Below are 14589 nucleotides of genomic sequence, written 5' to 3'. Positions count from 1 at the left end.
TATGGCGGTTCAGGGTATTACGAGGTGAAAACTGGAAGTTTGAATGATTGGTATAATAAAAATAGTGTTTTATTTTCTATTCGGGAATCGTATGGTGGTTCAGGGCATTACGAGGTGAAAACTGGAAGTTTGAATGATTGGTATAATTAATCTTCGTCACTGGGGATTTATCATCCCCAGCAACTAAAAGATTAATTATATCCCCGACCAGCCGTCTACCTGTGTCATTTCGTCTTGTACACGCATAATATCCGTTACTGCAACTTTCATATTCATTGATTTTATTGCTTTCAGCAGTTCTTCGTTATTCATTGTTTGGCTGGGTACGTCTATAATGGGAGGTGTTAGCCGCCCGCCCGCTTCAAAGTGTTCTTTGAATGGCGACTCATAGCTTTGCCACGGTTTGGAAAAGAAACTGTTAAGGTCAGTGGGTTTTAACTCCCTGCGCTGTGAATTGATATAGCGGACAAGCCCGAGATTTTTGGATGTCGATTCACGGTTTACCACATACTCGCCGCCCTCTACTTCTATATTTGTACCCTCTATGCGCATACCGCCCTGTGAATGGCGTTTGCCATTGAGGAGGCCACCGTCGGCAAATTTGGCTAGCTGCTTGGTCATGATGCCGATCTGAATAGCTCCCATCGCACCAACCATACCGGCAAAAACAGGCCCTAACGGCCAGCCCCACTTTAGTGCTTTGGTTACACCTTCGGCGACATTGGCAGTTGCAGTTACTATTTGGCTGGCTAAATCTATTTTGCGTTGAATTTTCTCTACTTTGCGTTTTTCTACTTCTTTCTTTGTCTTTTGATTTTTTAAATCATTTTCTTTGTTTTCGTAATCTTTCTGTATAGCTAGCTTTGTTTCTAGTTCGTCTTTTTCAGCTTCTGTTACGGATTCTCCTAAAGCTTTTAATTTATCTATTCTTGCTTTTTCTCTATTGCTATAATCTTCTTTTTCTCTAGTCGTTTCACTTAGGTTTTGACTAATATCTTTTATTTCCTGATCTATTTCATCAGTCATTGCTTTAAACATTCCGGTAGCCGAAGTAGTTATCATCGAAACCTTGTCTTTCACATCAGTAGCTATTTTCTTAAAACTTTCTGCATACTGCTGCCACTGCACCAATCCTAAGTCCTGCTCTTTCTTTTGTTGCGCCGTAATATTCTGGCTGGTTTTTATAATCTCTTCGCCATAATATTTGATGGCTGCGGCTTTTGCTGCTTCCAGTTTCTTTGTTTCCTCATGGTTTCCCTTTGCCGCCTCCAGATCCGCATCGTATTGTTCGATTATCGCACGGCCATTCTGCTCCAATGACAGCTTATAGTGTTTGAGCGCTTCGATGTTTGTATTTATCCTTTTTCGCGTTTCTTCTACATCTATTATAATCTTTGTGGCTTCGGCTGTTTTGGCTGCAGCCGCGCCTGTAGCGGTAGCTGCTGCAGTAGCGCTTCCTGCCGTTTCTGCTGCTTTCTTTGCTTCGGCAGCGGCCTTCTTATTCTTATCCTGTGCATCTATAGCCGCCTGAGCCACTTCTTTAAGCGCCTTTTGGGGTATTCCTAAAGCCTCGGCGGCATTTGATGCGGCATCGTTTACCATATTCTTTGTTTTTTTCGATACGGTGCCGGCGGCAACGTCTGCGCCATCAGTCAGGCTTTTGTAAAGTTTATCGTTAAAGCTTTTAGCCGATGCTTCGTAACTTTTTGCATTTTGTTTCAGGTCTTCTTTTAGCTTATTGTCGATGAGGGCAATGTTTTCAGCTTTTAGCTTTTCCATAGCTACAATGTCGCCGCCTGCCTTTTTCGCTTCCTCATATTCATTATTTATGCGGGCTTTCTCTATTTCAGCCTGTTCTTCCAACAGGTTTTTCTTTTTTTCGTATGCGGCCATCACCTGTTCCACCGATTTCGCACTTTTGGCGAGGGCATCTATTTCGGCCTGACTGGCAGCCAGTTTGGCTGTCGCGGTCTGCGTAACCGTTTTATACGCTTTCTCGTTCAACCCTTGCATCTGTTCCATAGTCAAAGACAGTTTTGTCGACTTTGCCGACAATTGCACAAAGCGTTCGTTCATATCCTTATTATATCCGCTAAACGATTTAAATAATTCGTTGGTAGTTGCATAATATTGCTCTTTAACTTTTGCCGTCGATGCAATTATCTTATTGGCATTTTTACTCAGGTTTTCCAGTTGGCTGTCTATTTTCGAGGCAGCACTTGGTTCTGCTATTTTTTCTATAACTTCTTTTGCCGATAAAGCTTCTATTTTTATATCTTTCAATTTATCTTTCAGCTTATCGCCGCCTTTGTCATTAATAATAATGTCGAATTCTTTCATTGTTGTCATAATGCTTTTATCATATAGATAAAGTTTTTAAAATTTCATTAAACTATATGTCGCTTTATTAGTCTAATATTTGTAGAATATTTATTCTCAGCGCTATGAAAAAGTATTTATATATATTATTTCTTTTATCTTTTTGTTTTGTTGGGTGTGAAAAAGATGAAATCCCGACAGAAGTTCCTGAATCAAAAATACCTTTTTATTATACATGGAATAATGCAATATATAATAAAATATCGGAAAAGGTTTATTACATTATAAATGGTAATATCTATGATAAAGAACAAAATTGGGTTTATTATATTATTGATAATACCATAAGGGACGGAACAACAACAGTGTTTTATATCAATGAAGATAAAATCTATGATTATTTAGGAAGCCAAGTTTATTATATTTATCAGGATGATATTTACGAAGAAAAGTTTGTAAAAATTCTTACTATATCCGAAGATAAAGTTTATAATATGAAAGGGGAACTGTCCTATTATTTGAAAGATAATTATATGTATGATTTGAATAATAAGAAAATATTTTATATTGATGACAGAGATGTATATTTAGTGCATTAATTAAGATGTCCTCTGTCTTTTCAGACTCTACTATACCCTTTTCATCAAAATTTTACTTATTTATCTATAGGGAAAAGAAAAGGAATTATGAGTTATGAATTATAAATTATGAATGAGAATACATCTCATCTCTAGTAATTCATAATTCATCACTTATAACTTATAATTAATTAAAACCCTATGCTGAAAATTAAATTTAACGAACAGAAAATCTCTGTGCCCGACAATTGGGCAGACCTTACACTAGCCGATTACGAAAAATGGTTTATGCACCAACCCGAAGACAAGATGCAGTATATAAAGCTGATAGCCGATATCTGCAAGATAGATACCGATATGTTATTGGAATCGACAGCTCAACTTTTAGAAGAGACATCTAATGCCATACAATTTGTATTCGATACCGATTTTGAACCATCCAACAAAGTAAAGATAAACGGGCAAAACTTCTACGTTCCGCTATCGGATAAGATCACACTGGGCGAATGGATCGATATTGAAAGCATTCTCGAGAGCGACAGCGACACCAAGATTTCGGAAATATTGGCAATCATATGCCGTCCCATAGGCGAAAAGTATGACACAGACACAGCGGCCGCCCGCAAAGAATTGTTCCGCACCCTACCTTGTAACAAGGCGATGCCGGTGCTCGCTTTTTTTTTACACAAAAAGAAAGAGTCCGAAGCGATTTTGAACCACTATTCTCAGGTGGTGGCGCAGGCAAACCGATTTCTAAAGGATACAAAGACTTTTGTAATAAATGGGGGTGGTATAAAACAATTGCCGATCTGGCAGAGGATAAAATATATCTATTTGACCAGATCACTGGAAAAACAGTTGTCGAAGTTTTCGGATTTCTCCTCTACCGAATAGACAAGGCGCGGGCTGAAGAAGAACAGTATAAGTTTGAGAAACAAATAAGACGGTGATACAATCGCCCGATACGAAAAGCGGGTGTGTCAAAAGTAATTTCTATTTTCTTTATGTTATCCTGACCGGAAGCATCTCTTTTGATGGAAGAGATGCTTCGCTAACGCTCAGCATGACAGTAGAGAACAACACTCAGGTGGCACTTTTTACTTCTGACATATCCGCTTCTGTTTTCTACAACAAACCATACCTTTTCATCAAAACCATAAAACTTTATCTATAGTATAAAAACCATTTTTATACCAAAAGATTATGATAAATAACATTTTAAGCATTTTCCGCCAACAGGCGCGCGAACACAAGACTATAAAGGCATTTTACTACAACCGCAACTACGAACTGGGCAATGGCAAAGAAAACCATCCGCTGCTGTGGCTCGAAGATCCTGTCTACGGACGCAATCAGGACAATGTATTTGTCAACTCAGTGAGTTTCTCGGTGTTGTTCCTGCCATCGACCGAAGAATCGGTTTCGCATCTGCAAAATCTGGGATTCTCCATCGGATTGAATATTATAGAACGGATAAAAAAAGATACTGCTTGCGGAATCAGCATCCGTCCCGACTGGACATACACCACCCTGCGCGACTACTACGACAACAATGCCTGCGGTTGCCGCTTCTCCATCAACTTTTCGCAGGTGAACATGCAAAACCTGTGCCTGATAGACGAACAGTTCGATACGGAAAAGGAATTCGTGTCAGATCTGTCGGGATTGTTATCCGACAATACGGAGATATTCGACCATAAGCTACCCGATTTTGATATCAAAACCCGTAAGCAATGAACACCGATGCTATTGTAAAACTCACCGAAGCTATAGCTGCCGATGTAGTGAAACTCTTCCATCAGATACTGGATGAGGATAGTATGGGGACAAACAGTAAAACAGGAAAAAATACGCTCAGAGACAGTGCCATGAACAAAAATATCCGGATAAAGACTTACCAGACGAAGGACAGCATTGTAATAGAAACCCTGTTGGACAACTACATAGATTACATAGAGCAGGGACGCAAACCCCGCTCGGGAAAGCAGCCACCTATAGATGCACTCAGAGACTGGGCACTCGCGCGCGGCATACCTACCGACAACAGCACCCTGTTCCTTATCGGCAGGGCAATATGGCGCGACGGATACGAAGGACGCCCGATAATGGCTACACTGGAAGACGAAATAGAAAAAGCCTTTGACGAGCGATGGGCAGAACAACTCTTGGAAGTAATAACAGATGAATTTACTAAATATTTTAATGAATAATACACATGGGATTTATAACCAAAAACATAGCAAATATAACAGAACCGGTCAAAGTATCTCTGGCGGGAAACCCCAATTTTGTAGAATTTGGCAGTACAACTACTGTTAATAACAAAGACAGTAACCTGATAGATTTCAGCATTGCCATTTCCGATATCGGAATAAATAATAGTTTGGAATTAAGATTAGTGGAGAAAGGAAATAGCCAGGAACATAAATTTACAGGTAGCAGAGATAAAGCTGAGCTGAATAATAAGACTTTTTACATTCACCACAGCGATACAACTATCACCGTAGAGAATATAAAAGCCTGCATGTTGCAAGATACATTCCTGAGAAGCAATTTCGATATTTCCATCCCACCGGTTAGCAATGACGCCAGTTTACAGAACGGAAAAACAATACGGATAACAGCTAAAGGATATGGCAGCCTGTACTGTTTCAAGGAAGTGAGCGGAACCAGCCCCTTTGTCAAGGTAAGCGATAATTATAAAGATTCTGTTTCGGGCGATTCCATCATGGAAGATGGCGAGAACTGTGAAATACAACTCGAAATATACAAAGAAGCCGATAATAACAGTAGCGAGTACGGCGCATACATCACCACCCTGTCCAAGTCTTATTACGGAAAGCCGCTATGGTTCAACCTCAACAGTATGTGGTCGAATCAGAACAGTTATTCAGACGATTTTCTTCTTGCCGAAGGATGGTGCAGCCCCGGTACAATGACAGGGTTCCACTTCGTAGCCAAAAGATACAATGGTATAAATAATGAGACGTTCTACTATTCGGATGTGCTGCATGTGTTGACCGGTTATGACCGCAATCTGGAAAAAAACGACCTTGCAGATTACACTTATGATGCGACAGAAGGCAACAGAATAAAGCCTCTGACACGCCAGCCTGTACTCACACATATAAAAGGACAGAAGCAATATTTCAACTTTATACTATCGGATAACGGCAGGAATAACAACAGCCCGAATCCCGCTCTGGGCATAATGTACAGAGTATATACCCAGGCAAATGCTTTCTTGGGATGGAAGGTAACGAATGAGCAGCCATTGGCATCGTTCCACGATGTGAACTGTATCTGTGCCGATATAGATTCCGTTATAGCCCAATATCCGACAGCCGGCAAAGTAGAATTGTACCTTTGCTGCAACGGAAGTATTATGAGCGAACCGCAGACATATCGTATTCTGCCTCATTGCCTGCATAGTGTGAACGATTTTGCTTTCCTCAATTCGCTTGGCGGGTGGTCTTCTTTCAACTTCGGAGGAACAGAACAGACAGACTTCAAAGCTGATACAACTACCATCTACCGTACCCAGACACCTGAGTTTACAACAAGCAGCCGTATCGAATCGGTCTTCGATAAGGAAGTGAGCGAGCAGTTTATTGTACAAACGAATCCCATTACACGCGAAACTGCCGACTGGCTGAAAGAACTATGTTCTTCAGTAGCTGTATATGAGCTATCTACAAGCCGATACATCATTGTAGATGAACTGAATATAAAACATAACAGCAAAGACGATCTGTTTTCCTTGCAGATGAAGTATCATTATACCGATTCGTTCAATGCAAAAATGAAGTAAGTCCTTATTAATGCAAATCAGTAGTTGAAATTGTATGTTCAATTATTTACTGTGTGCAATTGCTATGCAAATTTGATCCTATAAAAAAAACAGATTTTTATATCTCAAATCAAACTACTGGAGCCGGAACTGATGTTCCGACTCCTTATTTTAGTGTATAATAACATGCTTTAACAGAACAATTTCGACACATCTTACGTTTAATGTGCATAGTTTTGTAAAGTTTGTGTTAAGGTTGAAAGGGGCTGCGATGTGATATCGAGGCCTTTTTTATTTTATAGCTGTGTCTGAGGGGATTTACACATTACTTCCCCCGAAAAAAGAAACCACTATCAAAGTCTCCCTGCTTGTCACACGCATTGTCGGGAATCCATAACGGATAAACCTCACGATGGCTACGGAGAAAGTCTGTCAATCTTTCTTTCAGCGTATCGGCATCGTTCTTTATCCATTGGCGGAGTTGGGCAAGATCTTTTATATCTATTCCTTTACTGTTTTCGCTCTCGCGGATAGTAATCCCTTTATTCACAATAGTTGCCCAATGAAACGGTAAAGCCTGATACACAGCATAGAACGACAGAGCCGGTGCAATCTTGAGTATCAGTTCACTGCTTTCGGCAGTCAGTGTATTCGACTTTACCTGCTCATGCAACTCATCCATCAGGGGAATCCCCAGTATGCCAGCTATATGCAGATCCTGCGCTATGCTGATGTATGGTATAAACTCGGAGATATCCGTATTAGACGTAACGGGAGAATGCTGTTTAAACAGCTTTTCGGTTATTAAAGGCAGTTGATTCATAATTTATCTACTTTTTGTTAATTAATACTCTATTCACGATATAGATAAATATGTTTCAATTTCATAAACTGCATGAATTATTGAGGTATCTTAAAAGCTGATCAGTACACTTTATTGATTATTTAAACCGCTGTTCGTAAGGCGGATAAACCACAACTTCCATCTTTTTTCCTTTATTGGGGAACATCCGTTTTATGTCGGCCTCACCGAATCCCATCTCCTTAGCAAACAGGTCGATGTGCAGCCCTGCCCTTATTTCGGAAGAATAGAGCATCCTTATTACAGTCTTTTCCTGTTCCGACAGATAGAACGGCTGATTCAGAAAATTCTGCACCTCTTCCTGTGAACGGAAATACTGAGGAATCACCGATCTGCCTATCGTCAGGTAGTCAGGGTACAGGTTGATCGGATGATCTAAGCCGATAGCATGTTCAAATTCATGTAACAATGTCTGTGCACAAGAGTTGCAACCATCATAAACACATGCGAAGGTGATATTCCACGAACGAGTAGTTGCTTTGTTTATTTTCGACAATCCGTTCACATATCTTGGTTTCCATTCATGTTTGGCTTTCGATGAAGTCACCTGTGTTACATTGCGGTACACATGCAGGTTGCCCCCTTTTTTTACTCGCTCTATCTTCAACGGAGCTACAAGCGGAGCAAGCAGGACGATTATAGAGTCTACCTCATCTATCGACTTCCTGTCCAGTTCTTCGATATTTTTTATCTCCACCTTTATGTCTTTGTTCCACTTGCGCACGCGTACGCCATCGCCCGCAAAAGCGATGTCGCAGAACAAAGCAAGTTCGCTCATTGTAAAGTCTGCTTTCGAAAACCGGGTTGCATCGAAACGGTTCATTGCTTTTACTGCCTCGTTTTCGTAATAGAAAGATACCAGCCCCACTACTGTGGCCAGTATAACGATGGCGGATATGCTGTATTGTAGAAACTTTTTCATGGTGTGCTTCTGTATTAGTTTCTCATTTCTGATTGCCCCTACAGGGATATGCCTCTCAATAATCCCTGCGTTATAATGTATAGAGTAAATGGTTAAGGAAATTCCATAAATGGGGGAGAATATTTTTAATAAAAATAAAACCACCTCTGATTTTGAATATTATCAGAGGTGGCTTTTGCTTAGTTTATTGTCTATTTATTATCTCTTTTTAAATACTTTCTCACTGGTTTTGTTGCCTTCACTATCTGTGGTTTCTACTATGTAGATACCGTCATTCAGTTCAGTACTTTGAATGTTGAAGTTGACTACGTTCTTCTTCTGATAAACGAGACTTCCTGTATTGAGGTTATATACTTTTATGGATACAGGGGTAGAACTTTGACTGGTAGCTGGTCGTAATTTATCCATTACACCCGATTCGAGCCGTTCTATACTATTGTCCGGATCTTCAATACTTCCGCCACCCGAACTGGTTCTATCCAGAATTCCTGTTCTCCATATAGTTCCTGTAGTACCACATTGGTTGGAAAGGCTAAGCCCCAAAGAAAAAGAGGTGCTGGTTCCATAAGGGACATAATTTGTATGTACATCTGCTGCACGACCTCCTGTATGAACACTTTCTAAAGTTGCAGAACCTTTTACTGTCCAATTATATGTATTTATACTTGAATGTTCCTGCCCCATAAATGTATATGTTGTACTTGGATTTAATTTTTTAGATGCACTTTCAAATCCGATGATTGTTATTGAACTTGATGGCGCGCCTACCCATACGTCTGAATTTTCCATTTCGAAGGTTTGTCCATTATACGATACAGTAGCTTTAACTTTACCGACACCATTGCCACTACCTTTAAAAATGGCATTAGATGTATCTTGTCCTGAGACTAAAGAAAGATTTTGTCCTTGCCAATTAATCTTAATGTTATTTGATACCAGATTAGTCAATGTATATGAGACTGTAGAATTATTGCAAATAATGCTATTGTTGCTCACTGAACTTAATAAATTAAATTTGGGAGAATTTGGTATATTTAAATTTATTTTGATAGAAATTGTATCGCTTTTAGCTAGTTCTCCACGAACATATTCTTGAGCTATAATGTTTCTAGTGACGGAAGTTGTTGCTCCATATTTTGGTCTGAGTGTTATACTTCGATGATCATGAATTGGATTGTCTATTTCTTCTAATAATTCTGTATCATAAAACCACTCTACTTGATGTCCTGAATATACATGAAAACTATACATATTGTCAGAACCAGAATCTATCGTTTTATTCCCAGTAATCTTTTTAGACGGACTTACTGGAGGATCTACAGGAGGATTTACTGATTTCTCCATTATTTTTACAGTATAAGTTTTAGCACTAGTTGGCGCCCCACCATTTTTATATGCAGTAATCTTCGCATTAGTAGTGGCAGTATTTCCCCATGTTACCCAAAATTCGTAATACATTTTGCCTTTAGCAACATTCACAACTCTAGCAGTATCAGACGAATCTGAAAAAGTTCCAAATTTTCCTGTTCTGATAACATACTTTGCATCTTCTTTCAAAGGCGTATTAAACCAAATACGATATAAATGTTTTTCTCCGGTATAGACTTCCGGTATACCTGTGAATCTATCCACCTGAGCAAATAGATTAACGCTCCACAAGCAACAAAAAATAACTCCGAGTAAAATCTTTTTCATAAGCATTACATTTTAAGTTAGACAATCAAGATGAAATTAACAATAATTTAGTTAAGTTGAAAATATTGTGTTGTATAAATATACTGTTGTATAACATATATCTATAATATAAGTCATTAAATAAAGAGAGCTTATATGATTATTAGTTAAATAATCTCATTTTCTGCATTTTCCCAAAACCAAATTATCTATAGGTAAAAACAACGGGTAGTCTCTCCGAATAATCAATATAACTACCTGATTTTTAATTAGCTTATCCTATTCTTCAAAACAGTGTTCAGCGGAGCTAATTTATAATTTATAACTTATAATTCATAATTACATGAACCTACCTATCTACAACTGCCTTATTGACGACGATGACAATGACGTTACAGGCATCTGTGCCATTTCGTTTGTCGATTGTCCGGCTAACGAAGTCGACTTTGTCGCACTGAAAAAACAACAGGAACAACTCTACCTCAACCGCGATGCCCGTAAGCAAATACTTACAGGCGTAGTGCTGAAACCCGAACAACTTATTTTTCGCCACAGCGAAGAATTGGGAGACTATTACATCAAATTTTCGGCAGAGCAGATCGAAAAAATCGCTCAGAAAATGATGCGTACAGGCGTTGCGCTGTATAATACTACCCATCAGCACCAGAGCGTGCTCAAAGGTAATTTTCTCACCGAACTGTGGATTGTAGAAGATCCGCAGACAGATAAATCAAAAGCATTAGGATTTGAAAACCTTCCCAAAGGAACCTTGATGTGTAGCTACAAGGTCGAAGACAAAGCATACTGGGATAAAGAGGTGATGACCGGCCATGTCAAAGGCTTTTCTTTGGAAGGTTTTTTCAATCAACAACCCGATAAATTGAATATTAAGAATCAAGTGAATCAAAAATGTAAAAAAATGAACAAAAAGAAACCGAAACAAACCCTGCTGGGGCGTATTGCACACATGCTGCTCGACATAGAAGCTGTAGAGAAAGCCGATACTACAAGCAGCGGTGTACCGTATGTCGTGTTTGTACTTGCCGATGGTAAAGAGGCCTATGTAGACGAAGATGGCTTTGCCACACTCGATGGTGAGCAAATGCCTGCCGGAGAACACAAATTGGCAAATGGCAATCTGCTAGTGATAGACGAGCAGGGACAGTTTACCGAAACCCGCGAACCATCGGAAGACAAGACCAAACCCGAAGATGCCAAAGCCCCGCAAACGCTGAAACGCAGTAAAGCAAAACTTGCACAGTTTGAGCCGAAAACGGCCGATGCTCTGAAAGCAAAGATCGCCGAGATGCAGCAGACCATCGACTCGCTTACCCAATCGCTTACAGATGCACAAAGCCTGCTCGAAGATACTAAAGGGCAGATAGAAGAAATGCGTAAGAAAACACCTTCGGCACAGCCGGCTATGCAGCGTCAGGGTACAACAAAGAAAATGAATGAGATGACCACAGCCGAACGCATGGCAGTAGCATTGAATCAGACAGTTAATCGCAGAAAATAACCAATTTACACATTAATAAATCAAAAACATTATGGGAAATATGTACAACATCTCATCACTTACTTATCAGCCTTCGTCTAATATGGACTGGTTTACAAAAGCCATTTTCGGAGGGAAACTTATCGAAAAGGGAAAAATAACACCTGTGATAGGAATAAAGGAATCGACTATGCTCAACCTTATCGACCTGACAGGTAACATCCTGCAACCCGACGGAAGCGATTGCAGCTGGACACCCAATCAGGTGACAAGACTGAGCGAAAAAGAGATGAAGATAAAAACTTACAAAATCAATCTCGAACAATGTATCGACGACCTCGAACGCAAACGCACAGTGTGGATGCTTAGTCCGGGTGCGCGGAATCAGGAACTGCCTGCCAACCTCGAAGATGCTACAATGACAATTCTGGCAGCAGAACTGAGCAGCGAAATCGAAGCTAAGATTTTCAAAGGCGACAGCTCGGCCGATGCCAACGACTTCGATGGCGTCATCAAAGTGCTTACCGACAGTACACAGGCTGTAAAGATTGCCGGAGTGGCTCTGACAAAAGAAAATGTATTGGCCGAAATTGAGAAAGTATTCTCCGCCGTTCCCGAAGATGTATTGGCTATCGGGTTGCAGGAAGGCTCGCTGAATATCTACGTCTCGTATGCCACACTGTTGAAAGTAAAAATGGCACTGGGCGGCATTTTCGGCAGCAATGTAGTTGTCAGTCCTAACTTTACGGTCGAAGGCGATGTAGTTCGCTATATGGGCGTGGAGGTAGTTCCTGTGAAAGGGCTTACCGATGATGCGATGATTGCCGCCGATGCCCGCAACTTCCTAGTAGGAACGGACTTAGTAAACGACCTTGAAGAAATCCGTATCGGACAAAAGGCTGCGCCGGAAGACAACAAAATATTCATCGACGGTCGCCTGCGCTTAGGATTCGCCATTCCGTTCGAGGACGAAGTTGTATTCTACAGTTCGGATAATTAATCAATATGCTTATTAACTAATTTGCTAATGTGCCAAATAACATTTCATCCTGTACTTATTCTTTCTACTTCATTGGCATATCGGCATATTAACTCATTAAAAAATTAAAATAAAAAATTATGTCTTGTAAATTAACTTCAAATATTACTAAAAACAACTGCCAGTATTCGTTGGCAGGAGTAAAAGCCGTTTATCTGTTCAACTACGACTCGGGAAACGAATACACAATGAATACCGATGGCGGAATAGAGACTCTCACCTTAGCCGATAATGCAAAAGCATATAAGATAGACTTCGTAGATAATACAGCTTCTTTTTCCGACGAACTGGCACAGAACGGCAATGGCGGAAAGTACCGCACACATACGCTGAACTTTACGATCAGTAATTACGATTACGAACTGTTGAATCAGGAAAAAGCGCTAAGTCTGGGTAAGTTTACGGCTGTTGTCGTCGATAAGTCGAACCGCGCGGTAATGCTGGGACGAAACAACGGAATGAGTGCTACAGCTTTCAACTACGCTTCGGGTGCGGCAGAGGCCGATGCTAACGGATGGACAGTAACAATGGCCGGAACCGAAATAGAAATGGGACGCCTGCTTACCAGCGAAAGCGTTATTTCGGCAATAGTAGATGCAACGGTAGTTACTCCATAATAACTAAGAGCCTGTTTAAATTTTATTCGTTCAGGTTTTCAGAACTATTTTTGGAATGATTTTTTCTTTTCTGAAGCGCGAATAGCGGGCTATTCAAGCTGAAGAAAGGGGAAAATCGGACAAAAAGAGACTGAAAATGAACGAAAAAAGAACGATAACAAAATGTTTTGGTAAAATTTAAACAGGCTCTAATAAATTCTGATTGCCTGATGTGCCGGTAAAAACAGGTCGTGGGCAGCAGACTGATAGCCCATCGGTGAAAGCCATGGGCTATTTTTAAAATAACTCGATTTTATAAAATTATGACATGCAAATTGATCCGAAATATAAAACACTCCTGTGAGTATTCTCCCGGAGGTATCAGAGACATCTACCTGCTGGATATACGAGACTTTGTCGGATACCGGTTCCGAGACGATATGCTGTACGATACATGCTTTGTGGAAAAAATAAAAGTAGCATCGCCGGAATATATGGAACTGTCATCGGTAGGGGAAAGCAACTTTGTGGAAACACTGGAGTCGGGAACTTACAAACAAACGCTTACCACATTCGTAAGGGTACTCGAAGCCGATAAAACGGCAAATCTTACGCTTACGGCTTCGAACAAATACCTCGTCATATTCAGAACGGCCGGTGGTAAAACTTTCTGTTTTGGTTCTGACGGCGGAGCTGCTGTAAGTTTTACACAGCAAACGGGGCAATCGGGTGAGACAGACGGATATAGTATAACCATTACGAAAAATTCAATTTATCCTTTGTTCGAAACCGATCTCGACAATACTCAGTATATAACAGGAATATTTAATTACACTTATAACGATACTTATTTATGACACCAAAACAAATAAAACAGGCAGGACGCGACATTGCCAACAAGACACAACCGGAAAGTATTTCCCAGACCGATGTAGGCACGCCTATAGAGCAGATAGGGATATATCTGGAAAATATAGACCGTCTCGATGCTCAGAAAGCTGATAAGAGCGAGATGAATAAAATTATAAAAAACTTCTCGCTGGGAATCATCTACAAGGGAGAATCTGCCAATGAAACAACAATAAAAGCCTTACAGAATGTCCAGAGAGGAGATGCCTATAAGGCTGCCAATACAGGCCATTACTGGTGCTACGATGGCAAATCGTGGAACGATGTGGGAATTGTAATCCCATCTGATACAGCTGTTAAATCCGATGTCGACACCCTCACCGCCCTTAGCCTATCCATCTATCCGCAAAGCAACTGTTGCATAGGAGAGACAGGCGCAACAATGGGCGTGAAAGGATGGAA

General features: G+C 40.3%; 14 protein-coding genes. 10 read left to right on the top strand and 4 right to left on the bottom strand.

What is annotated here, in order from left to right; all coding sequences use genetic code 11:
• Positions 1-195: 195 nt before the first annotated feature.
• Positions 196-2349 (bottom strand): hypothetical protein, encoded by a 2154-nt coding sequence (locus tag M2448_RS19875; protein WP_280647013.1) that lies wholly within the window; start codon positions 2347-2349, stop codon positions 196-198.
• A 95-nt stretch (positions 2350-2444) separates the two neighbouring features.
• Here M2448_RS19875 and M2448_RS19870 point away from each other — a divergent pair, with 95 nt between their 5' ends.
• The 5 genes from M2448_RS19870 (at position 2445) to M2448_RS19850 (ending at position 6708) form a co-directional block, all read left to right on the top strand.
• Positions 2445-2918: a hypothetical protein gene (locus tag M2448_RS19870; RefSeq protein WP_280647012.1), complete on the top strand. Its 474-nt coding sequence runs from the start codon at positions 2445-2447 to the stop codon at positions 2916-2918.
• A gap of 180 nt (positions 2919-3098) precedes the next feature.
• A complete protein-coding gene (locus tag M2448_RS19865) occupies positions 3099-3791 on the top strand; it encodes a hypothetical protein (RefSeq protein WP_280647011.1) in 693 nt (230 codons plus the stop codon).
• Between the two features lie 309 nt (positions 3792-4100).
• Positions 4101-4634 (top strand): hypothetical protein, encoded by a 534-nt coding sequence (locus M2448_RS19860; protein ID WP_280647010.1) that lies wholly within the window; start codon positions 4101-4103, stop codon positions 4632-4634.
• The gene (locus tag M2448_RS19855) at positions 4631-5107 is read left to right on the top strand and encodes a hypothetical protein (RefSeq protein WP_280647009.1); all 477 of its coding nucleotides are present in this window, start codon (positions 4631-4633) and stop codon (positions 5105-5107) included. The genes M2448_RS19860 and M2448_RS19855 overlap by 4 nt, the downstream gene beginning before the upstream one ends.
• Before the next feature lie 5 nt (positions 5108-5112).
• A complete protein-coding gene (locus M2448_RS19850) occupies positions 5113-6708 on the top strand; it encodes a hypothetical protein (protein ID WP_280647008.1) in 1596 nt (531 codons plus the stop codon).
• A gap of 304 nt (positions 6709-7012) precedes the next feature.
• Here M2448_RS19850 and M2448_RS19845 read toward each other — a convergent pair whose 3' ends face one another.
• The 3 genes from M2448_RS19845 to M2448_RS19835 all read right to left on the bottom strand — a co-directional run bounded on the left by M2448_RS19845 (position 7013) and on the right by M2448_RS19835 (position 10166).
• Positions 7013-7510, bottom strand: coding sequence for a DUF6712 family protein (locus M2448_RS19845; RefSeq protein ID WP_280647007.1), 498 nt, complete (start codon positions 7508-7510; stop codon positions 7013-7015).
• A gap of 118 nt (positions 7511-7628) precedes the next feature.
• Complete coding sequence (locus M2448_RS19840) at positions 7629-8471, bottom strand: hypothetical protein (RefSeq protein ID WP_280647006.1); 843 nt, start codon at positions 8469-8471, stop codon at positions 7629-7631.
• Between the two features lie 198 nt (positions 8472-8669).
• A complete protein-coding gene (locus M2448_RS19835) occupies positions 8670-10166 on the bottom strand; it encodes a T9SS type A sorting domain-containing protein (RefSeq protein WP_280647005.1) in 1497 nt (498 codons plus the stop codon).
• 322 nt (positions 10167-10488) lie between these two features.
• Here M2448_RS19835 and M2448_RS19830 point away from each other — a divergent pair, with 322 nt between their 5' ends.
• The 5 genes from M2448_RS19830 to M2448_RS19810 all read left to right on the top strand — a co-directional run.
• Positions 10489-11664 (top strand): XkdF-like putative serine protease domain-containing protein, encoded by a 1176-nt coding sequence (locus M2448_RS19830; RefSeq protein ID WP_280647004.1) that lies wholly within the window; start codon positions 10489-10491, stop codon positions 11662-11664.
• Between the two features lie 31 nt (positions 11665-11695).
• Positions 11696-12643 carry a hypothetical protein gene (locus M2448_RS19825; protein WP_280647003.1) on the top strand — a complete coding sequence of 316 codons (948 nt, stop codon included), beginning with the start codon at positions 11696-11698 and terminating at the stop codon, positions 12641-12643.
• A gap of 119 nt (positions 12644-12762) precedes the next feature.
• Positions 12763-13299: a hypothetical protein gene (locus tag M2448_RS19820; RefSeq protein WP_280647002.1), complete on the top strand. Its 537-nt coding sequence runs from the start codon at positions 12763-12765 to the stop codon at positions 13297-13299.
• A gap of 302 nt (positions 13300-13601) precedes the next feature.
• Positions 13602-14135: a hypothetical protein gene (locus M2448_RS19815; RefSeq protein ID WP_280647001.1), complete on the top strand. Its 534-nt coding sequence runs from the start codon at positions 13602-13604 to the stop codon at positions 14133-14135.
• Positions 14132-14589 (top strand): hypothetical protein (locus M2448_RS19810; protein ID WP_280697234.1); only part of this gene is annotated, 458 nt, incomplete at its 3' end. The genes M2448_RS19815 and M2448_RS19810, both read left to right, overlap by 4 nt.

Origin of the sequence: Dysgonomonas sp. PF1-14, assembly GCF_029892965.1 — a bacterium.
GTDB lineage: Bacteria > Bacteroidota > Bacteroidia > Bacteroidales > Dysgonomonadaceae > Dysgonomonas.
Note: the sequence above shows the minus strand (reverse complement) of the source record. Positions and strands in the feature narration are given on the sequence as shown.